This window comes from Roseibium album, assembly GCF_001404515.1.
GTDB lineage: Bacteria > Pseudomonadota > Alphaproteobacteria > Rhizobiales > Stappiaceae > Roseibium > Roseibium album.
The window spans coordinates 528,326-548,112 of record NZ_CXWE01000006.1; the positions used below are offsets into that span (position 1 = coordinate 528,326).

The 19,787-nt window shown below is 55.0% G+C and carries 20 protein-coding genes; 5 read left to right on the forward strand and 15 right to left on the reverse strand.

The features are described from left to right. Nucleotides 1-168: 168 nt before the first annotated feature. Both LA5095_RS22165 and LA5095_RS22170 read right to left on the reverse strand, forming a co-directional pair. Nucleotides 169-741 (reverse strand): YceD family protein, encoded by a 573-nt coding sequence (locus LA5095_RS22165; protein WP_055118835.1) that lies wholly within the window; start codon nt 739-741, stop codon nt 169-171. Between the two features lie 30 nt (nt 742-771). Next, the gene (locus tag LA5095_RS22170; protein WP_055119068.1) at nt 772-1,320 is read right to left on the reverse strand and encodes a ubiquinol-cytochrome C chaperone family protein; all 549 of its coding nucleotides are present in this window, start codon (nt 1,318-1,320) and stop codon (nt 772-774) included. 114 nt (nt 1,321-1,434) lie between these two features. Here LA5095_RS22170 and LA5095_RS22175 point away from each other — a divergent pair, with 114 nt between their 5' ends. From LA5095_RS22175 to LA5095_RS22195, 5 genes are all read left to right on the forward strand, one after another. Next, nucleotides 1,435-1,872, forward strand: a complete 438-nt coding sequence (locus tag LA5095_RS22175; RefSeq protein ID WP_029062388.1) for an outer membrane protein assembly factor BamE — start codon at nt 1,435-1,437, stop codon at nt 1,870-1,872. Nucleotides 1,873-2,153: 281 nt separating this feature from the next. Continuing rightward, nucleotides 2,154-3,761 carry a DUF8201 family protein gene (locus LA5095_RS22180; protein WP_055118837.1) on the forward strand — a complete coding sequence of 536 codons (1,608 nt, stop codon included), beginning with the start codon at nt 2,154-2,156 and terminating at the stop codon, nt 3,759-3,761. Between the two features lie 48 nt (nt 3,762-3,809). Next, the gene (locus LA5095_RS22185; RefSeq protein WP_055118839.1) at nt 3,810-4,754 is read left to right on the forward strand and encodes a UDP-glucuronic acid decarboxylase family protein; all 945 of its coding nucleotides are present in this window, start codon (nt 3,810-3,812) and stop codon (nt 4,752-4,754) included. Between the two features lie 5 nt (nt 4,755-4,759). Then, entirely contained in the window at nt 4,760-5,737 is a 978-nt protein-coding gene (locus LA5095_RS22190) for a glycosyltransferase (RefSeq protein ID WP_055118841.1), read from the forward strand. A 77-nt stretch (nt 5,738-5,814) separates the two neighbouring features. Beyond that, entirely contained in the window at nt 5,815-6,432 is a 618-nt protein-coding gene (locus tag LA5095_RS22195; RefSeq protein ID WP_199485846.1) for a hypothetical protein, read from the forward strand. A 128-nt stretch (nt 6,433-6,560) separates the two neighbouring features. On the opposite strand, the gene LA5095_RS22200 is transcribed toward LA5095_RS22195, so the two are convergent. From LA5095_RS22200 to mmsB, 13 genes are all read right to left on the reverse strand, one after another. Continuing rightward, nucleotides 6,561-8,699, reverse strand: coding sequence for a sodium-translocating pyrophosphatase (locus LA5095_RS22200; protein WP_055118845.1), 2,139 nt, complete (start codon nt 8,697-8,699; stop codon nt 6,561-6,563). 217 nt (nt 8,700-8,916) lie between these two features. Then, nucleotides 8,917-10,140, reverse strand: a complete 1,224-nt coding sequence (locus tag LA5095_RS22205; protein WP_055118847.1) for an MFS transporter — start codon at nt 10,138-10,140, stop codon at nt 8,917-8,919. Nucleotides 10,141-10,258: 118 nt separating this feature from the next. Further along, nucleotides 10,259-11,257 (reverse strand): thiamine-phosphate kinase, encoded by a 999-nt coding sequence (gene thiL, locus LA5095_RS22210; protein ID WP_055118850.1) that lies wholly within the window; start codon nt 11,255-11,257, stop codon nt 10,259-10,261. Between the two features lie 2 nt (nt 11,258-11,259). Then, complete coding sequence (nusB, locus tag LA5095_RS22215) at nt 11,260-11,778, reverse strand: transcription antitermination factor NusB (RefSeq protein ID WP_055118851.1); 519 nt, start codon at nt 11,776-11,778, stop codon at nt 11,260-11,262. A gap of 5 nt (nt 11,779-11,783) precedes the next feature. Beyond that, nucleotides 11,784-12,233, reverse strand: coding sequence for a 6,7-dimethyl-8-ribityllumazine synthase (ribH, locus tag LA5095_RS22220; protein ID WP_055118854.1), 450 nt, complete (start codon nt 12,231-12,233; stop codon nt 11,784-11,786). Between the two features lie 148 nt (nt 12,234-12,381). Further along, nucleotides 12,382-12,993: a riboflavin synthase gene (locus LA5095_RS22225; RefSeq protein ID WP_055118856.1), complete on the reverse strand. Its 612-nt coding sequence runs from the start codon at nt 12,991-12,993 to the stop codon at nt 12,382-12,384. Nucleotide 12,994: 1 nt separating this feature from the next. Then, complete coding sequence (ribD, locus tag LA5095_RS22230) at nt 12,995-14,119, reverse strand: bifunctional diaminohydroxyphosphoribosylaminopyrimidine deaminase/5-amino-6-(5-phosphoribosylamino)uracil reductase RibD (RefSeq protein WP_055118858.1); 1,125 nt, start codon at nt 14,117-14,119, stop codon at nt 12,995-12,997. Nucleotides 14,120-14,138: 19 nt separating this feature from the next. Then, nucleotides 14,139-14,615 carry a transcriptional regulator NrdR gene (nrdR, locus tag LA5095_RS22235; protein ID WP_029062401.1) on the reverse strand — a complete coding sequence of 159 codons (477 nt, stop codon included), beginning with the start codon at nt 14,613-14,615 and terminating at the stop codon, nt 14,139-14,141. 28 nt (nt 14,616-14,643) lie between these two features. Next, nucleotides 14,644-15,951 (reverse strand): serine hydroxymethyltransferase, encoded by a 1,308-nt coding sequence (glyA, locus tag LA5095_RS22240; RefSeq protein ID WP_055118860.1) that lies wholly within the window; start codon nt 15,949-15,951, stop codon nt 14,644-14,646. 202 nt (nt 15,952-16,153) lie between these two features. Further along, nucleotides 16,154-16,381 carry a DUF6898 family protein gene (locus tag LA5095_RS22245; RefSeq protein WP_055118862.1) on the reverse strand — a complete coding sequence of 76 codons (228 nt, stop codon included), beginning with the start codon at nt 16,379-16,381 and terminating at the stop codon, nt 16,154-16,156. Nucleotides 16,382-16,479: 98 nt separating this feature from the next. Further along, nucleotides 16,480-17,787, reverse strand: coding sequence for a L,D-transpeptidase family protein (locus tag LA5095_RS22250; RefSeq protein WP_082442811.1), 1,308 nt, complete (start codon nt 17,785-17,787; stop codon nt 16,480-16,482). Between the two features lie 371 nt (nt 17,788-18,158). Then, the gene (ldtR, locus tag LA5095_RS22255; protein ID WP_029062405.1) at nt 18,159-18,674 is read right to left on the reverse strand and encodes a transcriptional regulator LdtR; all 516 of its coding nucleotides are present in this window, start codon (nt 18,672-18,674) and stop codon (nt 18,159-18,161) included. Nucleotides 18,675-18,830: 156 nt separating this feature from the next. Then, nucleotides 18,831-19,721, reverse strand: coding sequence for a 3-hydroxyisobutyrate dehydrogenase (mmsB, locus tag LA5095_RS22260; RefSeq protein ID WP_055118866.1), 891 nt, complete (start codon nt 19,719-19,721; stop codon nt 18,831-18,833). Nucleotides 19,722-19,787 lie beyond the last annotated feature (66 nt).

A 19,787-nucleotide genomic window follows, 5' to 3' on the forward strand; every position in this document is an offset into this window, starting at 1 on the left:
CGCACCCAACAGAATGACGCCCTATCAACAGGTGCCCGGATCGGGCGCGAACATAACGGTTTTGGTCGGAGTGACAACCGTTTTCATGAACTCTTACAGAACTGGCGTTGAAAACCCGTACCGAAAACAGTTTTCATCGACCCGCCTCTTATCCTCAGAGCCATAATGTCAGTCTTCCTTGTGACTTTTTAAAGTCTCCAGGGCCGCGAACGGTGACGGTCTTTTTTCCGTTTCTTCCTGTGCAGTCTCTTCCAATTCGTCGCCGCGTTCGAATTCAACACCGGGTTTGCGAGGAAAAGTGTCCAGAGAAAGCGCGAGTTCTTCGCAGATGAGTGCACCAAGGTCCAGCACACCATCAATGATCACGTCAGGTGGATCAAGCGATTCCAGGTCGATTTCGATTTCTCCCTCGTCGTTCAGGTCCCTGATCCTGCGAGGTTTGCTCGAAACCGGTTCAAACGTCCGATCGACCTTGATAGACAGGCTGCTGTCGAATGCTTCAAGCGAAACACAGCAAGTTTGCGATAGTTCGGCATCGATCGATCCGACAACACGCATGCCTTCCTTGCGATAAGGCTTCAGCGTGAATTCAGCCTTCAATCCCCTGATATCCAGAATGTCATATGCGCTGGCAATCGCACGCAGGCTTTCGGCATCGGGCTCGATCACAAGTGCTTCGTCCTTGTCGACAACGCGGTTGGCGTTGACGGCATAGGAATATGGAAAAGTTTCTGTCGCCATTGTTCTTCTTTCTTTTGATCTTTCCTGGCCTCAGACTTGAATGTTTGAAAAGTCTTCGGGTGCGGGCCAACCCAGTTTGCCGACGGTAAGTTCCCCGGCAGGCTGATCTGCCAACTTCTTTGCCGCTGCGAGCGTATAAAGGGCGAGACGCTTCTGGGCGACCGGTTCCGGATTGTCCGGGTAGAGATTGCGCCCGAGCGCTGCAGCCAACTCATTCACGTCGGCGTTTTCTATCGCGGGAATGTAGGCATCCGCCCGACCGTAAAAAGCCTCACCCATCACCTTCACCTTTTTGGGAACACGGGTGTCACTGACCCCCATCTCCCGAAGAGACGCGTCCATGTCCTGAAAAAACAGATCGAACACTTCCTGCGTGAACTCCGCGATCTTAGGGCCTTCGCTGCGCATGCGCCGGAAATAGAGCACCGCGTGCACTACGATCAGATCGAACCTGCCATCGATCGTATCGGGTACCAGAAAGTCTGTATAAAATGCCGGTTGCCGTGCTTGAGCCACGATTTCACAATAAACCTTGTGCCCGGCTTCACGAGACCGGCGGCGGAATAGGCCTAATACCATGACCGTCTCCATTTAACTCAGGTGTTGCCTTGTGCCCTATCCCACGATAGTGACTTTGCCAAGCAACGAAATTCAAAAGCAGCCAGATCGTTCTGGCCAAACGGGACTTCTTAGATGAACTTCAAGGCGAGCGCCCTGATCCTTCCGCTTCTGGCCACGCTACCGCTCGGCGGCTGTTTCACATCGACCTATACACACGGTCATGTTGTCACGACATCCATGCTGAACCAGGTACAGGTCGGATCCAGCCGTGAACAGGTGGAACTCGTGCTTGGTTCACCTTCGACGACATCCAGCCTGAGCGGTGATGCCTACTATTACATTTCGCAAAAAACCGCGACGACTGCTTTCCTTGCACCTGATATCGTCGAGCAAAGGGTTGTGGCCATCTATTTCGATGATGACGGTTTCGTTCAGGACATCGGCAACTATACGCTTGAAGACGGAAAAATCGTCGATATCGTGACCCGGAAAACCCGGACGGGCGGTGCGGATTACGGCTTCCTGACACAGATTTTGCGCGGAGCGACCAATCCTGGCCTTGGACTTTAGGTGGTACGCGCCTCTTTGAACGAAATTTCTTGGTCAACGTCGACTGCCTCTTTTGGCGCAATTGGCCAAAATGGATTTACGTTTGCAGGCTAATACTTGGCCGACGGGACTTAATCACATTTACGAGATTGCTTTTGCAGTGTCTTAATAATATGAGACTTTGTTTGTGTTGAAACCCGTTGTATCAGCGATTGATCCGAGCATATCACCGAATATACTAAAACTATCCTCAAATCATCTACTGTTGTAGACTATAGGCACAGGCAGTAATTTACTTTATCATGCTGATCGACTTTTTCCTGTTCCCGCTCTTTGCGGCATCTGTCTCAACAATTGGGTTGAGCTTTCTACTTCTCGCTAGAAACGCACTTCGTTTATCTATTTCAAAGACGCCTGCATTCTTGTTGCCTTTGCTCGGTGCTTTTTCGATTGGTAGTGTTGCGTTGATTGTGAACTTCTTCAGTGGTGTAGCAGTGTCATTTTCCTACACGCTGCTCGGTGCCCTGCTGATATTTGGTATCTTGAATGCGACGCAAGACGATAGGCGCTCCATATTTCTAATTTGCTTGCTTGCCGCCTTGTGCACTCCGCTGGCTGCCGATATGCAACCTGGGCCAGACGCCGCACTTTATCATATACCTCACCAAAAATGGATTAGGGAACGCGAGATTGTTTTTGGATTGGCGAACTTGCATAGCCGCTACGGCTTCAGTTCAATGCTTGAATATATCAATTCCCTCCTTTGGATCGGTGAGAGCTTCAAATTGCTCTCCTACATGTCGGCTCTGTTTTTCGTCTCTCTTCTTGCATTCTGCTATAATGCGATAAACGATTCAAATCCTGTGACGAGATTCCTCACAATCCTGATTGTCATCAACATGCTCGTTTATGACAATTTCTTCATTTGGAAGTATGGCTACGCGGACAGTCCCGCCGGTATAACGCTCGCACTCTCTGCCATGTTTGGGGTATATATCTTGGAAACGTCCGAGAAAAAACTACCGAATTTGGAAGGGTTTTTACTTGCTTTCTTGACTATATCGGCGATGAGCGTCGCGCTTAAAGTCAGCAGTATCCTGATCGTTCCTTGGACAGCGTTTGTAATAATTGTTGTTGCTCGCGAAAAAAGGATAGCGTTGAAAAGATTGTTTTTTGTCGCCGTGATGCCAGGCCTATTCGCAATCATCTGGACAATTCGCGGTGTAATCATCAGCGGGTGCTTATTGTTTCCTTCATCCCTGGGCTGTTTGAACGTGTCATGGTCTGCCAAAGAACTGGCGATCCATGAGGCCAATTGGGTCACCGCCTGGGCCCGACACCCGCACGCGGGTCTATATTCTCTCGAAGACTCATCTTGGCTTACGAACTATTGGCTGTCTGCGAATAAGGAGTTTATTCTTTTCTCTTTGCTCGCTGGCACAACAGTAGTATTTGTTGCGATGATCGCTTCCCACCGTTTTGAAATGGTAAAACTGCGCAAAATAGAGGCGTCAGCTCTTGTCTTTTTTGTTTTCGCTGCTTTTGTGTTGTGGTTCACCAAAGCGCCTACAGAACGATTTGGTATAGGAGTGTTTCTTATCGCAATTCCTTCAATAGCTGTTTCAGTATTTGGAGCACCAAAGTTCGATATTGGCATGCAAACAAGAATAATATCTTTGATCTTAGTATTTTTTCTTGCTGACAAACAGGGCGGATATTCTTTGAAGAATTTGACCAAATTTCATTTCCTTACCGTTCCAACAGTAGAGACTGTCGAGGATCCCGAATTTGGCGTCCGCCCCGCGGAGGGAGGGGGTGATTGTTGGACTGCGAGACATTGCGCTCCTTATGACAGGCCCACACCAAGCGTTCGTTCAGGGTACTTGTTTTTTGGGACACACTCCGAATAAAAGCTGAACCTAAAGTCCACCAAGATTGAAAAAATAGGTGCATGCCTCATGAAGGTTGCAAACAGAAGAAGAATACTTGTTACGGGTGGGGCAGGTTTCTTGGGATCTCACCTTTGTGAACGGTTGCTCAACAGCCGCAATGATGTCCTGTGCATCGACAACCTCTACAGCAGCACGAAAGACAACATCGTACATCTGCTCTCGAACCCGAATTTCGAGTTTCAAAGACATGATGTGACGTTTCCTGTCTATCTCGAAGTCGACGAGATCTACAATCTCGCCTGTCCGGCCTCTCCAATTCACTATCAGCGAGATCCCGTGCAGACGACAAAAACCAGCGTTCACGGCGCCATCAACATGCTGGGGCTCGCAAAACGGACCAAGGCGCGTATTTTTCAGGCGTCGACAAGTGAAGTCTACGGTGACCCGGAAGTGCATCCCCAGACCGAAGACTACTGGGGCCGTGTCAACCCGATTGGCGTTCGCTCCTGTTATGACGAGGGCAAACGCTGCGCGGAAACACTCTTCTTCGACTATCACCGTCAACATGGGCTTGAGATCAAAGTGGCCCGGATCTTCAACACATATGGCCCGCGCATGCATCCGAACGATGGCAGGGTTGTCAGTAATTTTATCGTTCAGGCGCTCCAGGGAAACGACATCACCATTTATGGTGATGGTCTGCAGACCCGTAGTTTCTGTTACGTCGACGACCTGATTGACGGTTTTGTCAGCCTGATGTCGTCACCAAGGGACCTGACGGGCCCCGTCAATCTTGGAAACCCATCCGAATTCACCATTCGCGAACTCGCGGAGACCGTGATTGAGCTTGTCGGGGGTGCGTCCAGACTGGTTTTCCGCCCACTCCCGCACGATGACCCGAAACAAAGGCAACCGGATATCTCGATCGCAAAAGAACAGCTTGACTGGACCCCGCAAATCCCGCTCAAAGAGGGACTGAAGAATACAATCGCCTATTTCAGGGATTTGTAAGCCCAATGATCCCTTCCGACACACGCATCGTCATCGTTACTCCGGTTTATGAAGACTTCGAGGCAAGCAGCCGGCTGTTCAAGGAGTTGCAGGCCGAACTTGGAGATAGCGTCTATATTGTCGCGGTCGACGACGGTTCGGTCAGGCAACCGCTCGATACATCCGGCCTTGACGAGGCTGGAGCAAGAGGCGCCGTTCTCAAACTCAGGAGAAATGTCGGGCACCAGAAGGCAATTGCAATTGGCCTCGGTTATGTTTCGACGCATGTTCACGCCGGTCAGTCCATTGTCGTAATGGACTCCGATGGCGAGGACCTTCCTGCCTCAATTCCGCAATTGCTCAAAAGTCTTCAACCCGAACAGGTCGATGTAGTTGTTGCCCGCCGAAAGAGCCGGGTAGAAACACTTCGCTTCAAGACGTTTTATGCGATCTATAAACGACTGTTCCGCGTCGTGACGGGCAGAACCATCAGTTTCGGCAACTTCATGGCGATGAAACCCGCCGGCGTCAGACGACTGTCGGCCATGCCTGAACTGTCGATCCATGTTGCATCCGCGGTTCTTGCCTCGAAATTGCGCATTGACACCTGTCCGCTCGATCGCGGCCCCAGATACGCGGGTCAATCGAAAATGAATTTCGTCGGCCTGGCCCTGCACGGGTTCAAGGGGATGATGGTCTTTGCGGAAGACGTGCTGGTGCGTGTCGGCATCGCTTCCGCGATCGTCGCCATCCTGTCCGTGCTTGGCGGCATGACTGCCGTCATGCTCAAGACTATCGGTTATTCGACACCGGGCTGGTTTTCCGTCGCGCTGGGTATCCTGGTGTTGATGTTCATGCAGACCGGCGTTCTTTCGTTGATGACCCTCATGCTCACTGGCGTCGTGCGAAGTGGTACGGTGACGTCCGAACTCGACTACAGAGATTTCATCGAAAAGGTGCTGTTCAGCGCAAAGGCCGGCACCAAGCTCGAAGCTGCCTCCTGACCAACGCCTCTCGTTCACGATATCCTCGCAGGGCCGGCTGGGTCGCGAACACTCAAAATCAAAAGGTAAGTGCACACGTGAAACTCGTTTCCAGCATAATCGCGACGGTGATGTTCATCGCGCTGCTTCTTGTCACCTACTGCATACACATCTGGTATTTCCCGGTAAACGTCGTCTTCTACGCCTCGATTACCGACGCCTTTATCGCAGCAATCCTTGCAGCTGCGGTCCTGTTCTTCACGGGCTTGTTCTCCAGGCTTGGGGGCTTTGAAAAAAGTCAGCTGGTCGCGATATGGCTACTTGGCGGATACGCATTCGCGATATCCATCCCGACCGTGATAGACCGCTCGCTTTCCTTCTACATTCTGGAAAAGCTCGAACAGCGCGGCGGAGCAATTCTTGTCGACCGGTTCGAAGACGTGTTCACGAAGGAATATATGAGCGAATATCGGCTTGTCGACGTTCGTCTTACGGAACAGGAATCATCAGGAACAATCGAGATAAAGAATGGTTGCGTCCTACTAACCGAACGGGGACGGACAATCATCTTGGTAAGTAATTTTTTCCGCTCGCATCTCTTGCCACAACAGCGTTTGTTGCGTGGTGAATATACGGACGACCTGACAAATCCCTTCAGGGAGAGCATCGAGGCTCCAGACTACTCATGTGGCCCATCGCTCGACAATAGCAACTAGAGCGCTCTCATTTCACGCAACACCTATCGGCACAAACAAAAAGGCGCGGCAATCGGTTTTCCAACCAATTGCCGCGCCAATTTTTCAACTTTTTCGTGCCAGGGCCGCATGTGGCCCGAACAGCAGCGTCAGTGCGCCAGAATGGCCAGCAACAGCAGCGCCATGATGTTGGTGATCTTGATCATCGGGTTCACCGCGGGTCCGGCTGTGTCCTTGTAGGGATCACCAACCGTGTCACCGGTCACCGACGCCTTGTGCGCCTCGCTGCCCTTTTGATGGGTCACGCCATCCTTGTCGGTAAATCCGTCCTCAAAGGATTTCTTGGCATTGTCCCAGGCACCGCCGCCTGCCGTCATCGAGATGGCCACGAAAAGGCCCGTCACGATCACGCCGAGAAGCATCGCACCCAATGCCGCGAACGCATCAGCCGGTGTCGCCACCGCACGCACGACGAGGAAGACGAAAATCGGTGACAGGACCGGAAGCAGCGACGGAATGATCATCTCACGGATCGCCGCTTTCGTAAGCATGTCGACAGCCCGGCCATAGTCTGGCCGTTCTGTTCCCTCCATGATGCCCGGCTTCTCCTTGAACTGGCGGCGGACTTCTTCCACCACCGCTCCGGCGGCACGGCCGACGGCCGTCATGGAAATACCGCCGAAGAGATAGGGCAGCAATCCACCGAAGAGCAATCCGGCCACAACATAGGGGTTGGACAGGGTGAACAGCGTATCGACGTTGATACCTGCAAAGATCGAGCCTTCGACAGCTGTGCTGGAGAAGTATCTCAGATCCTCCGTGTAGGCGGCGAACAGAACCAGAGCGCCAAGTCCGGCAGAACCGATTGCGTAGCCCTTGGTGACCGCCTTGGTCGTGTTGCCGACGGCATCGAGGGCATCGGTTGTCGTGCGCACTTCAGCCGGAAGATCAGCCATTTCGGCAATGCCACCGGCATTGTCGGTGACCGGACCAAAAGCATCGAGTGCAACGACCATGCCCGCCAGCGCCAACATGGTGGTCACCGCAATGGCAATGCCGAACAGTCCCGCAAAGCTGTAGGTAACAAGAATGCCGGCGATGATGATGATCGCCGGGAGCGCAGTTGCTTCAAGCGAAACTGCAAGACCCTGGATCACATTGGTGCCATGACCGGTGACGGAGGCCTGGGCAATTGATCTCACAGGACGGTACTCAGTACCTGTGTAGTATTCTGTCACCCAGATAATCAGGCCGGTAACGACCAGGCCAGCCACACCGCAGACAAAGAGATCAAATCCGGTGAAGGTTGTTCCGCCGGATGTTGTGTACTCCGTTCCGGCACCGAGCCAGCCGAAGACGATGATTGCCAGGGCAACCGCCGACAACACTGCCGTTGCGATAAAGCCCTTGTAGAGCGCTCCCATGATCGAATTGTTCGCGCCGAGCTTGACGAAGAACGTTCCGATAATGGAGGTGACAACGCAGCTCGCCCCGATCAGCATCGGCAAAAGCATCAGTTCCAGCGCCTGGGCGCCGGTGAAGAAGATCGACGCAAGAACCATTGTCGCAACGACGGTCACCGCGTAGGTTTCGAAAAGATCGGCAGCCATGCCGGCACAGTCACCGACATTGTCGCCGACATTGTCCGCGATCGTTGCCGGATTGCGCGGGTCATCTTCAGGGATCCCCGCTTCGACCTTGCCGACGAGATCCCCGCCTACATCCGCGCCCTTGGTGAAAATACCGCCACCGAGACGTGCAAAGATGGAGATCAAGGAGGCACCGAAGCCAAGAGCGACCAGCGCATCAATGACGGTCCGGTCAGTGGATTCGTAACCCATCATTCCGGTCAGAACCGCGTAATAGACCGCAACGCCCAGAAGAGCGAGGCCTGCAACCAGAAGACCGGTGACGGCACCGGACTTGAAGGCAATTTCCAGTCCCGCACCAAGGCTCTGACTGGCGGCCTGTGCGGTGCGAACATTCGCGCGGACCGATACCATCATGCCGATGTATCCGGCGGCACCTGAGAGAATGGCTCCGATGGCAAAACCGATTGCCGCAGGCCCGGAGAGCAATATCCAGACGAGCACAAAAACGACGGCACCAACGATGGCGATCGTCGTATATTGCCTGTTGAGATAGGCGCTGGCCCCTTCCTGAATCGCTTCCGCAATTTCCTGCATACGGGCATTGCCCGCGTCCGCCGCCATGACGGATTGGATTGCCCATGCGCCATACGCAATGGACAAGAGGCCACAAACAACGATGATGACAAGCTCGATCATACTTCCTCCCAGGGCTGCGGCGAGCTGTTTTTATTGTTGTTTTCCCGCCAAACTGCACCTCACGCAATTTCCTCAGCGTGAGGAGAGCACACGATATCAACAAAGCAGAGCGCTTCGTCAAGCTCTCATATGGTTTAATTCAGCTCTTCCGTTACGGTAAAAAATGGTGCAACGCGGTATTTTTGCTGCACTGACGAAATGGAATTCCAAAGAATCTTTAAGCGGTTGTAACTGCTTTCCTTTCACTCAGCACCAGCCAGACAAGCAATCCGATGCAAATGACAACAAAAGGAAAAACCAGCACATTTACCGTTCCCCAACCGAAAGCATTCAGCAGTGCTCCCGATGAAAACGAGGCAGCAGCAACGAATCCGAAGACCAGAAAATCGTTGACCGCCTGCACCAGATTGCGCTCTTCGGGCCGGTAAGTGTCGGTCAGCATCGCCGTTGCACCGATGAAACCGAAGTTCCAGCCAAGTCCCAGCAGAACAAGTGCGGTCCAGAAATGTGCCAATTCGATCCCCATCAGTGCCACGATCGAACAGCCTGCAAGCAGCGCCAGTCCGATGGAAACGATGCGCTCCTTGCCGAAGCGGGCAATCAGGTTTCCGGTGAAGAAACTCGGTCCGAACATGGCGAGCACGTGCCACTGGATCCCGAGTGCAGCGTCGGTTTCGGTAAGGCCGCAGGCAATCATGGCGAGCGGTGTTGCCGTCATGACCAGGCTCATGAGCGCGTAGGAGCAGATCCCGCAGGCTGCCGCGACAATAAACCTTGGCTGCGCCATGATTTGCAGCAGCGGGCGGCCACCGGCATGCGACCTGTTCCGGCGCGGCGGCTTGGGGATCTTGATGAAGGCAAGCAAGAAGAGCGCGATGAGGCCGAGGCCTGCCTGCGCAAGATAGGTACCGGCAAACAGGATCGGCGCAAACATGTCCTTTGTTGCGATCACCGTCTGCGGCCCGACGACACCCGCCAGAACGCCTCCGGCCAGAACCCAGGAAATGGCTTTCGGCTTGAAGGCATCACTTGCTGTATCTGCAGCGGCAAACCGGTACTGCTGAACGAACGCGCCGGCAAAGCCACCTATTGAGCAGGCCAGTGCAAACAAAAGGAAATTGTCGCGAAAGACGGCAAATGATGCCAGCAGGCCGGACAGCACGCCGAGAACTGCGGCTCCCGTGAACCCGGCCCTGCGGCCGAACCTGCGCATGATCATGCCGGCCGGTATCGTACCGAACGCAGTGCCTAGAACCATGGTTGATACAGGCAGGGTTGCGAGTGACTTGTCCGCATCGAGCATCATGTAGCCGATAAGCGGCCCCGTCGCGATCACGATGGAAGCCGATGCTCCGCCGAGTGCCTGCGCCAATGCCAGAAGCACGGCATTTCGTTTTGCCAGGCGATCATCGACAAAGGGTTCCGTCGTTGCGGTCGTCATTTTTCAGATCTCGGGATTGGCCGGTTGCGGCTCAAGATGAAGTGGAGACAACCGGTATCACGACTGGAGCGTTTCGTAAAACCCCGGGCCAGAACGATCTCAAAGCTGGAAAAAGCCGTCAGAAATGGCGGAAGCCGGACCCGCTCTCAAGTTTCATGGGACGCCCGTTTTCAATGAGTTTCACCTTGCCGGCGCTGCTCGTAACCACCCCAATCGCGGTGACAGGACAACCGGATTCCGCTGCTTTTTCTGCAAATTCCGACGCAACAGCAGACGGCACCGACGCAAGTATCTCATAGTCATCGCCGCCATTCAGACACTGGGCAAAGACATCCGGCACCGTCTCTTTCATCCGTTGCAGTGCTGAGGATATCGGGACACTTGACATTTCGATTTCAAACCCGACCCCGGAGGCCCGTGCCATGTGACTGCAATCGGCGAAAAGGCCGTCAGAAACGTCCATGGCTGCAGTGGCATATCTGGTGAGCAGGCCGGATAGGGCTGTCCTTGGCCGCGGCAATAGATACCTGTCCAGAATGTGACGCTCTTCTGCCCCGTCAAGCGATGCGTTGCCGCAAAAACTATGGTCGAGCCGCGCCTTCAGACCGGCGGCGGCGTCTCCGATGGTCCCCGAAACGAAAACCAAATCACCCGCATTCGCACCGGACCGACGCACTGTCTTGCCGGCTTCCGCTTCCCCAATGGCGGTGATCGATATCTGAAGACCGCTTCCCGACCGGATGGTGTCGCCACCGAGCAGTTGGACATTGTAGGCTGACTGATCGGCGGTCAGACCCGAGCAGAACCGCCCCAGCCAATTCGCCGTCCAGTCGGACGGCAAGGCAAGACCCAACAGATATCCCCGTGGCCTGGCGCCTTTTGCCGCAAGATCGGAAAGGTTGACCCTCAGCGCTTTTGCGGCGATTGCCTCTGGCGCGTCATGTGCAAAGAAATGAACGCCGGATGCAAGCACATCCTTCGTCAGGACAAGATCATAACCGGGTCTGGGAGAAAGTACGGCGGCATCGTCCGTCAACCCAAGGCTGCCCGGATCCTTCGCAAGCGGCGCGAAGTATGTCCTGATGAGTTCAAATTCTCCCGGCCGGTCGTCCGCCATGATCAGGAGGCGCCGTCCGCCTTGCCGGTATCGAACTCGGCATTGCGCAACTCGTGAGCAAGCCTGTCCAGCACACCGTTCACGAGGCCCGGCTCATCATTTTCAAAGAATGCCTTCGCAACGTCAATGTACTCGGAAATGATGACTTTCGCCGGCACATCCTTGCGGCGCAGCAGCTCATAGGATCCAGAGCGCAGGATTGCGCGCAACAGGCTATCGATACGTTTCAGCGGCCAATCTTCGGTCAGTGCGGTGTGGATGAAAGGGTCCAGAAACTTCTGGTCCTCGACCACACCGGCGAGGATCTGCTTGAACCACTGTTCGTCGGCATCACGGTATTGCGCGCCATCAATCTCCTTGCCGAGACGAAAGGCGGTAAATTCGCTCACGACGTTTGCGAGCGATGCACCGCCCACGTCCATCTGATAAAGCGCCTGAACCGCAGCAAGGCGCGCAACGCCGCGCTTGTTGGCGGGGCGCACAGTCTTAGCCGGATTTTCCGGGTCGGCCTTTCCGGTCATTTTTCTTATACTCCAAGCCGTTCGCGCAGTGCGATCATGTCGAGGGCAGCCCTGGCTGCCGCCCCACCCTTGTTCTTGTCACCGACTTTCGCACGTGCCCACGCCTGCTCATCGTTTTCCACTGTCAGGATGCCATTTCCCACGGCAAGATCCGCATCGACAATGAGGTCCATGATTACCCGGTTCGATTCATTTGCCACGATGTCGTAGTGCGTCGTCTCGCCTCGGATCACAACTCCAAGCAATACGAAACCATCATATAGAATACCGTCGTTTTCCATCGCGGTCATTGTCATGGACAGGGCGGCCGGGATTTCGAGAACACCAGGCACCGCAATCCGGTCGCAACTGGCGCCGGCGGCCTCGATTTCCTTGATCGCACCTTCTACCAATGCATCGGCAAGGTCGTCATAAAAACGGGCTTCAATGATCAGCAGTTTGGGAGCAGCGCTCATGGGTCATGTTTCCATTAGAGGGGCCGCGACAGGAACCACGTCCATCCCGGTTTGTCCAGTGTCAATCGTGCAGGGCTGCCAGAACCGGACAGCATCAGTGCTTCCGGCTGTCTATACCATCGACGCCGTCAAATACCCCGGGTCGGCCCTAGCCGGTCTTCGAGAATTCCGCAAGACGAGCGGCATACCGGGCCATCATATCCACTTCCAGATTGATTCTGTCACCGAGATGACGATCGGACCAGGTTGTCACATCCAGCGTGTGAGGGATCAAAAACACGGAAAACAGAATGCCGCTCACCTCATTGACGGTCAGCGAGGTACCGTCCAGCGCAATCGATCCTTTTTTTGCAATAAACCGTGCGGTTTCCCTCGGGGCTTCGAACTGGAAGTAAACCGAGTCCGGATGATCTTCGCGTTTAACCACTGTGGCGATACCGTCGACATGCCCGAGCACCAAATGACCACCAAGTTCCGCACCCAGGGTCAAGGACCGCTCCAGATTGATCCTCTGACCTGCACGCCAGTCCGAGACCGTCGTCAATGCCAGGGTTTCGGCGGCCGATTCGACATCAAACCAGTTTCCGTCATCACTGTTCGACTTTGCCGTTACCGTGTGACAAACACCTCCACAGGAGATCGAGGCCCCGATATCGAACGTGTCCGCGTCATAAGACGTGCGAATTCGTGTCCGCTTGCCGGCCGGTATGTTCTCGACCGATAGAATTTCGCCTAGATCGGTCACAATCCCGGTAAACATGTCAGGCTCCTCGACGTCTGAGATAAATGTAACGATCAGTATCGAAACTGCCGGCGTCCATACGATCGAATTTGGGATCGGAAAATACATCCGCAAGAGCAAGGCCATGCAATGCGGGTATTCCCTCGTCGCCGATCTCCAGATCACCGGTCACCACACACAGGTCGTCGACCAGATCCGCCTCCAGGAAAGACGACGCCATGCGAGCGCCTCCTTCAACCATCACGCTGGTGATTCCCCGTGTCGCGAGCGCGCTCAGAATGACAGCTGGCGCAATGGAACAGTCTCCGGCAGGCACTCGAATGACGTTGACCCCCGCCGCGACAAGCACTTCGACATTTTCGGGATCGGCATCGTTTCCACAAACAAGCCAGACAGGAACATCAACGCAGGTCCGCACCAGTTTTGATTCGACCGGAAGGCGGGCACAACGGTCAACGATCACCCTGACGGGCGAACGTTCGTGCAGCCCCGGCAATCTGCATGTCAGTTGCGGATCATCGGCCAGTGCCGTTCCGGATCCGACAAGAATGGCATCATGTTCCGCCCGAAACCCGTGAACCTTGCGCATGGACAGCGGACCCGAGATCTTGACCTGCCCCTCACCTGTGCGTCCGATATAGCCGTCTCTTGAGACCGCCAATTTCAGGAACACGTGAGGGCGCTGCTTGAGCTGTCTCAGGGTGAAGCCGTGATAAAGAGGCTTGATTTCGCGTTCGCGCACGCCAACCGTAACGTCGATCCCGGCATCGCGGAGCATGCCGACACCCCTGCTGGCAACGCGCGGGTTGGGGTCTAGCATGCCGACCACAACGCGTCCCACGCCGGCTTCAATCAGTGCCAGAGAACACGGCGGTGTCCGGCCATAGTGCGAACAAGGCTCCAGCGTCACGTAACAGGTCGCGTCCTTTGCCAGATCGCCTGCTTGGCGGAGCGCATTCACCTCCGCGTGGGCCATGCCCGGGCGGGAAGTAACTCCCCTGCCGACCAGCACCGATCCATTCTCGCCCTGTCGGACTATCAACGCGGCAACCGACGGATTGGGCCAAACCCGGCCAAGTCCGCGCCGCGCCAGCCGTTCGGCAGCGGCCATGAAACGCATATCAATCGTATTTTCTGAAATCATCTAGGATCTACAAGAAACGTTACTGGTCATCCGGAACAGCGTTTTCAGAATCGCTGAGCTCGTCGAGAAGCGCCTCGAAATCCTTGGCTTCACGAAAGTTCTTATAGACGGACGCGAAACGCACATAAGCGACGTCGTCGATACCCTTCAAACCTTCCATCACGTGATTGCCGATTGTTTCCGCTGTAATTTCGCTCTCGCCCGAGCTTTCGAGCTGACGCACGATTCCGCTCACCATGCGCTCAATGCGATCTGGATCGACGGGCCGCTTTCGCACGGCGATCTGAACGGATCGCATGAGTTTTTCACGATCGAACGGAACTCTTCGCCCGGATCGCTTCAGAACCATCAGTTCGCGCAGCTGTACCCGCTCGAATGTCGTGAAACGACCGCCACAGGTATTGCAGATCCTGCGGCGGCGAATGGCGGTGTTGTCCTCGGTAGGTCGGGAATCCTTGACCTGGGTTTCCTCGCCCCCGCAAAACGGACATCTCATTTATCAAAGCTCCTGACCGAGCCGGCTGTTATCCCCCGTAGATCGGGAACCTGGCTGTCAGTGCTTCTACCTTGGCTTTGACGGCTGCTTCAACCGCCGCGTTGCCCTCTTCACTGTTTGCGGCCTTCAATCCGTCCAACACTTCCGTGATCAGCGCGGCAACTTCCCGGAATTCGGCCACGCCGAACCCGCGCGTGGTCGCCGCCGGAGTACCCAGCCGGATGCCGGATGTCACAAATGGCTTTTCCGGATCAAACGGAATTCCGTTCTTGTTACAGGTGATGTTGGCACGCCCCAAAGCCTTTTCAGCAACCTTGCCGGTTGCATTCTTCGGACGCAGGTCAACCAGCATCAGGTGGTTGTCCGTACCGCCTGAAACGATATCGAGACCCTGTTCCTTCAATGCTTCGGACAAAGCCTTGGCGTTTTCGGCAACAGCACGTGCATAGGCCTTGAAATCAGGTTGAAGCGCTTCCTTGAAGGCTACGGCCTTGGCGGCAATCACGTGCATCAGCGGGCCACCCTGCAATCCAGGAAAAACCGCCGAGTTCATCTTTTTGGCAATCGCTTCGTCGTTGGACAGGATCAGACCACCGCGCGGGCCACGCAGGGACTTGTGCGTGGTGCTGGTAACGACATGCGCATGCGGAACCGGGGACGGATGGACACCTCCGGCCACGAGACCGGCGATATGGGCCATGTCGACCATCAGGTAGGCACCGATACTGTCGGCAATTTCGCGAAACTTTTTCCAGTCCCAGATACGAGAATATGCCGTGCCACCGGCGAGAATGAGCTTTGGCTTGTGTTCCTGTGCGAGGCGCTCGACCTCTTCCATGTCGAGTAGATGATCGTCTTCACGCACACCGTAGGAGACAACGTTGAACCACTTTCCAGACATGTTTACAGGCGAACCGTGCGTAAGGTGGCCACCGGAATTCAGGTCGAGACCCATGAAGGTATCCCCGGGCTGCAACAGCGCCAGGAACACCGCCTGGTTCATCTGACTGCCCGAATTCGGCTGAACATTTGCAAACTGGCAACCGAACAGTTCCTTGGCACGTTCAATGGCGAGTGTCTCGGCGACGTCGGCAAACTCGCAACCACCGTAGTAGCGCTTGCCTGGATAGCCTTCTGCGTATTTGTTCGTGAAAATCGACCCCTGAGCTTCGAGAACGGCGCGGGAGACAATGTTTTCCGACGCAATCAGCTCGATTTCGTGCTGCTGTCGGCCGAGTTCCTGTTGAATCGTGCCAAATATGTCTGCATCGGCTTCAGCAAGACTGCGGGTGAAGAAACCGGAAGGGGTCTGTCCGGTGCTTTCCATCAAAGACATCGCTCGATCCTTGTTTTCGTATGCGAGGAACCTGGCCCCGGCATCGCGTCAGGTAGAGACACTCATTGCCCGTCGGCCGACATGGCGCGAGGAATTAGCACAGGCCCCCCGGCGAACCAAGGGGCATACCGACGCGGCCAGTTGGGAAAACGACGCACAAAGGCCCGTAACAAAATTTTTGCCAACGAAAAAAACAACCGGATCAGTAAAGTGTCGGGTCCTTCGCTGCACTCGAAGAGGCGGCAATCTGCTCGATCCGACGCTGCAACTTGCGAACGGCAACACGCTTCAGGTCTTCCTGAGCTGCCGAAGCCGGCCCGAAGGTGGAGACTTCAATACCGGTCGCAGCATCGATCGCAGTTACTTTGACCTGATGGCCGATCGGGTGAAACTCCAGATAGATTTCGCCCGCGCGCGGATTGCGACTCATCCAGACTCTCCAGATTGGATTTAGCCCAAAAAAGACACGAAACGCCGACCTGATCAAGGCCGGCGTATCGGTGTGCTCCATGCCCAGGCAGTTTTGCCCTAGAGGCGAGCCTGCGTTTCCGTGCCGGAAAGATCATCGCGATCATAAATGTCATCGCGGAAATGCACGACGCCATCCGAATTCGCCCAGGCAGTCACGTAGGTCATGTAAAGCGGCACGGATTTCTTCAGCTTTACATCTTCGCGTTCGCCGGTGCGGATGACGCTGTCAACGCGACTACGGTCCCAATCAGGCGTCGTCGACTGCAACATCCAGGTCACAAGTTCGCGTACGTTCTGTACACGAACGCACCCGGAGGAGTGGAAACGCTGACTTTCACCAAAGAGTGTCTTTGACGGCGTATCGTGCAAATAAACCTGGTGTTTGTTGTGAAAATTGATACGCACCGAGCCCAACGAATTTTCCGCGCCCGGATCCTGCGTGAAGCGATACTGTGTCGCCTCGTCCGTGTTCCAGTCGATCTGCTGCCAGGCCAGCTCGTTGCCGCTCCAGTCGAAAATCCGGATATTGTTCTTTGAAAGGTACTCCGGGTCCTCTTTCATCTTGGGGATCAGGTCCTTGCGGATGATCGATACCGGAACCGTCCAATACGGGTTGAAGTTGAGTTCGTAGATCTTGCTGTTCAGGATAGGTGTCTGCCGGTCGATCTTGCCAACAACGGCGGTGTGGCGCGAGCGAACCCGTCCGCTTTCAACGGCCTCGATTTCAGCAGCCGGAATATTGACCATCACATAGCGATCGCCAAGGAATCCGGACATGGACCGCATGCGCACAATATTCGTCTCGAGCTGCCCAAGACGCACATGGGCCGGGACGTTCAGGGCCTGCACCGTGTCATCGCCCATGACCCCGTCAGGGATCAGGCCATGACGCAGCTGGAAACGGCGAAGTGCGGCATCGACATAAGAGTCAAAGGCATCGGAAAGACCTGCTTGCTGTTCCAGATCTCCGGAGACGATCAACCTGCGGCGCAGTTCCACGACACGCGGATCCTTGGCACCAATGCGAAGCGCTTTGCCACCTCCGGTAACCGTACCCCAGCCACCGGCCTGAACTATGCGCTGATAGCGGTCGATCGCGATAGCAATATAGTCGGCTGTTTCAGGCGATAGGGTTGGCGCTGAAGAGTTGACTTCGGTAATGTTTTCCGTGGCGATATCGAAATTGTCAGCCCACTCGACATTCTGGCGGTTCTGCTGCAGCGACTGCAGTGCAGTTTGTGCCTGTCCTTGAACACCGCTTGCCAGCAATGTGCCAATTCCCATCGCACACACGCTCAATAATGCCTTGCGGGCGCCCCAATTCTGGAGACACTTTTTTCCGGACCGACCGGCTTCAAGGTGCATCGCCAACCTCATTTGCTGTGCCTAATGCTTTCGGTTCTGCTGGTATTTTCAATCGGACTTCCAAAATTTCGGTCCGGCTGACTTTTCCAAATCGAATTTCTAAATGACGGGAGTTAACAAATCGCTTGAATCTTTAACCATATCGCCGTCTGAAGCGCCGCACAAAGCCATTCCTTTGTGACCACAAGATGTCAGTGACCAAGCGACCGGCACAAATCCCGGGCTTCAGGGCCGTTTCGGCCGAACGGAGCTTCCACTACTGGTATGAAGAAAATCAAAAAGGATGAAACGCAATTTTGCGTGAGGTGCTCAAAAAAAGAAAAAGCACCGCCCGATGGGCGGTGCTTTTGTCATCTGGATTTGCCGCAAAATCAAAGACGGTAGAGAATCTGGTCTGTCCAGAACCGCTCGAGGCGGCGCAGCGACTTGTTGAGAACAACGAAGTCCTCCGGACCAATCTCGCCGACCTGCTGGACGGACAGGATGTGGCGCTCGTAGAGATCGTTGACGATCGTTGCGACTTCCTGGCCCTTGTCCGTGAGACTCACGCGGACTGACCGGCGGTCCATGCGGGAACGCTGATGGTGGATGTAACCGGTTTCGACCAGTTTCTTCAGGTTATAGGACACGTTCGATCCAAGATAGTAGCCACGGGTCCGCAGCTCACCGGCGGTCAGCTCTGCGTCACCGATATTGAACAGCAACAATGCCTGCACGCTGTTGACATCGGAACGGCCCATGCGATCGAACTCATCCTTGATGACGTCCAGAAGACGCCGATGCAGCCTTTCGACAAGAGTCAGGGCTTCGAGGTAAAGTGGCTTGATTTCCACTTCTTCCGCTTCGCCCGGTGAAACAGCGTCGACTGCCCTACTTGCGGTGATCATGTGATTGCGCCTCTTATAGTACCTGTTGTTGGGCGGATATTTTCCCGCCTTGATACGCAATCTAGCCGAGTGTTTCTAAAATCCGCTTAAGAGACACGCTGAATCATTCGTTAACACTTGAAGGGCATTTTCGGCACCCGATTCAGACTTTGTTAATCATGATCCGCGCAGGAAGTTCACGATCCCCGAGAAGTCCTTTTCGTTGCCGCCGGTGTTACAGAACAGAGCATAAAGCGCCGCAGCTTCCGCACCCAGCGGCGTGGCTGCGCCAGATGTATTGGCCGCTTCCTGTGCCAGTTTGAGGTCCTTGAGCATCATGGCCGCCGCAAATCCCGGCTCGTAGTCCCTGTTGGCTGGCGACGACGGGAGCGGTCCGGGCACCGGGCAATAGGAAGTCAGCGACCAGCACTGGCCTGACGCTGTCGACGAAATATCGAACAGCTTTTGCGCGTCCAGGCCGAGTTTTTCAGCAAGCACGAAGGCCTCGCTCACTCCGATCATCGATATGCCCAGGATCATGTTGTTGCATATCTTCGCGGCTTGACCATTGCCGGCTCCGCCCGCATGGACGATCGTTTTGCCCATGATATCCAGGAATGGTCCGGCAGCTGCAAATGCTTCATCGCCGCCGCCAACCATAAAGGTGAGCGTTCCGGCGGTTGCCCCGCCAACACCGCCTGAAACAGGGGCATCGACCATCGGCATGTTCATTTCAGCTGCAGCTGCGCTGACAACGCGAGCGCTTTCGACATCAATGGTGGAGGAGTCAATCAACAGCGTACCGGCTTTGGCGTTCTGTAGAATACCGCCCTCCCCCTGGTAGATCTGGCGGACATGTTTTCCCGCCGGCAGCATCGTGACAATGACATCTGAAGCAGCGGCAAGGTCGGAAATACCGTCCGCCTTCTCACCTCCGGCCTCGACATGCGCGGAAAGGGCTGCGTCCGACAGATCAAATCCGAGAACCCTGTGTCCCGCCTTGACCAGATTGACGGCCATCGGGCCACCCATGTTTCCAAGGCCAATGAAGCCGACTGTGCTCGCCATGTTCGTTCTCCCAGATGAATTTGGTATTGAATGTGAATCTGTTGGCGGTGATCGCTGAGGCGATGA

Coding starts and splice junctions, on each gene's coding strand:
- LA5095_RS22165 (WP_055118835.1), bottom strand. CDS start 741: ATGGCGACAGAAACTTTTCCATATTCCTATGCCGTCAACGCCAACCGC.
- LA5095_RS22170 (WP_055119068.1), bottom strand. CDS start 1,320: ATGGTATTAGGCCTATTCCGCCGCCGGTCTCGTGAAGCCGGGCACAAG.
- LA5095_RS22175 (WP_029062388.1), top strand. CDS start 1,435: ATGAACTTCAAGGCGAGCGCCCTGATCCTTCCGCTTCTGGCCACGCTA.
- LA5095_RS22180 (WP_055118837.1), top strand. CDS start 2,154: ATGCTGATCGACTTTTTCCTGTTCCCGCTCTTTGCGGCATCTGTCTCA.
- LA5095_RS22185 (WP_055118839.1), top strand. CDS start 3,810: ATGAAGGTTGCAAACAGAAGAAGAATACTTGTTACGGGTGGGGCAGGT.
- LA5095_RS22190 (WP_055118841.1), top strand. CDS start 4,760: ATGATCCCTTCCGACACACGCATCGTCATCGTTACTCCGGTTTATGAA.
- LA5095_RS22200 (WP_055118845.1), bottom strand. CDS start 8,699: ATGATCGAGCTTGTCATCATCGTTGTTTGTGGCCTCTTGTCCATTGCG.
- LA5095_RS22205 (WP_055118847.1), bottom strand. CDS start 10,140: ATGACGACCGCAACGACGGAACCCTTTGTCGATGATCGCCTGGCAAAA.
- thiL (WP_055118850.1), bottom strand. CDS start 11,257: ATGGCGGACGACCGGCCGGGAGAATTTGAACTCATCAGGACATACTTC.
- nusB (WP_055118851.1), bottom strand. CDS start 11,778: ATGACCGGAAAGGCCGACCCGGAAAATCCGGCTAAGACTGTGCGCCCC.
- ribH (WP_055118854.1), bottom strand. CDS start 12,233: ATGAGCGCTGCTCCCAAACTGCTGATCATTGAAGCCCGTTTTTATGAC.
- LA5095_RS22225 (WP_055118856.1), bottom strand. CDS start 12,993: ATGTTTACCGGGATTGTGACCGATCTAGGCGAAATTCTATCGGTCGAG.
- ribD (WP_055118858.1), bottom strand. CDS start 14,119: ATGATTTCAGAAAATACGATTGATATGCGTTTCATGGCCGCTGCCGAA.
- nrdR (WP_029062401.1), bottom strand. CDS start 14,615: ATGAGATGTCCGTTTTGCGGGGGCGAGGAAACCCAGGTCAAGGATTCC.
- glyA (WP_055118860.1), bottom strand. CDS start 15,951: ATGTCTTTGATGGAAAGCACCGGACAGACCCCTTCCGGTTTCTTCACC.
- LA5095_RS22245 (WP_055118862.1), bottom strand. CDS start 16,381: ATGAGTCGCAATCCGCGCGCGGGCGAAATCTATCTGGAGTTTCACCCG.
- LA5095_RS22250 (WP_082442811.1), bottom strand. CDS start 17,787: ATGCACCTTGAAGCCGGTCGGTCCGGAAAAAAGTGTCTCCAGAATTGG.
- ldtR (WP_029062405.1), bottom strand. CDS start 18,674: ATGATCACCGCAAGTAGGGCAGTCGACGCTGTTTCACCGGGCGAAGCG.
- mmsB (WP_055118866.1), bottom strand. CDS start 19,721: ATGGCGAGCACAGTCGGCTTCATTGGCCTTGGAAACATGGGTGGCCCG.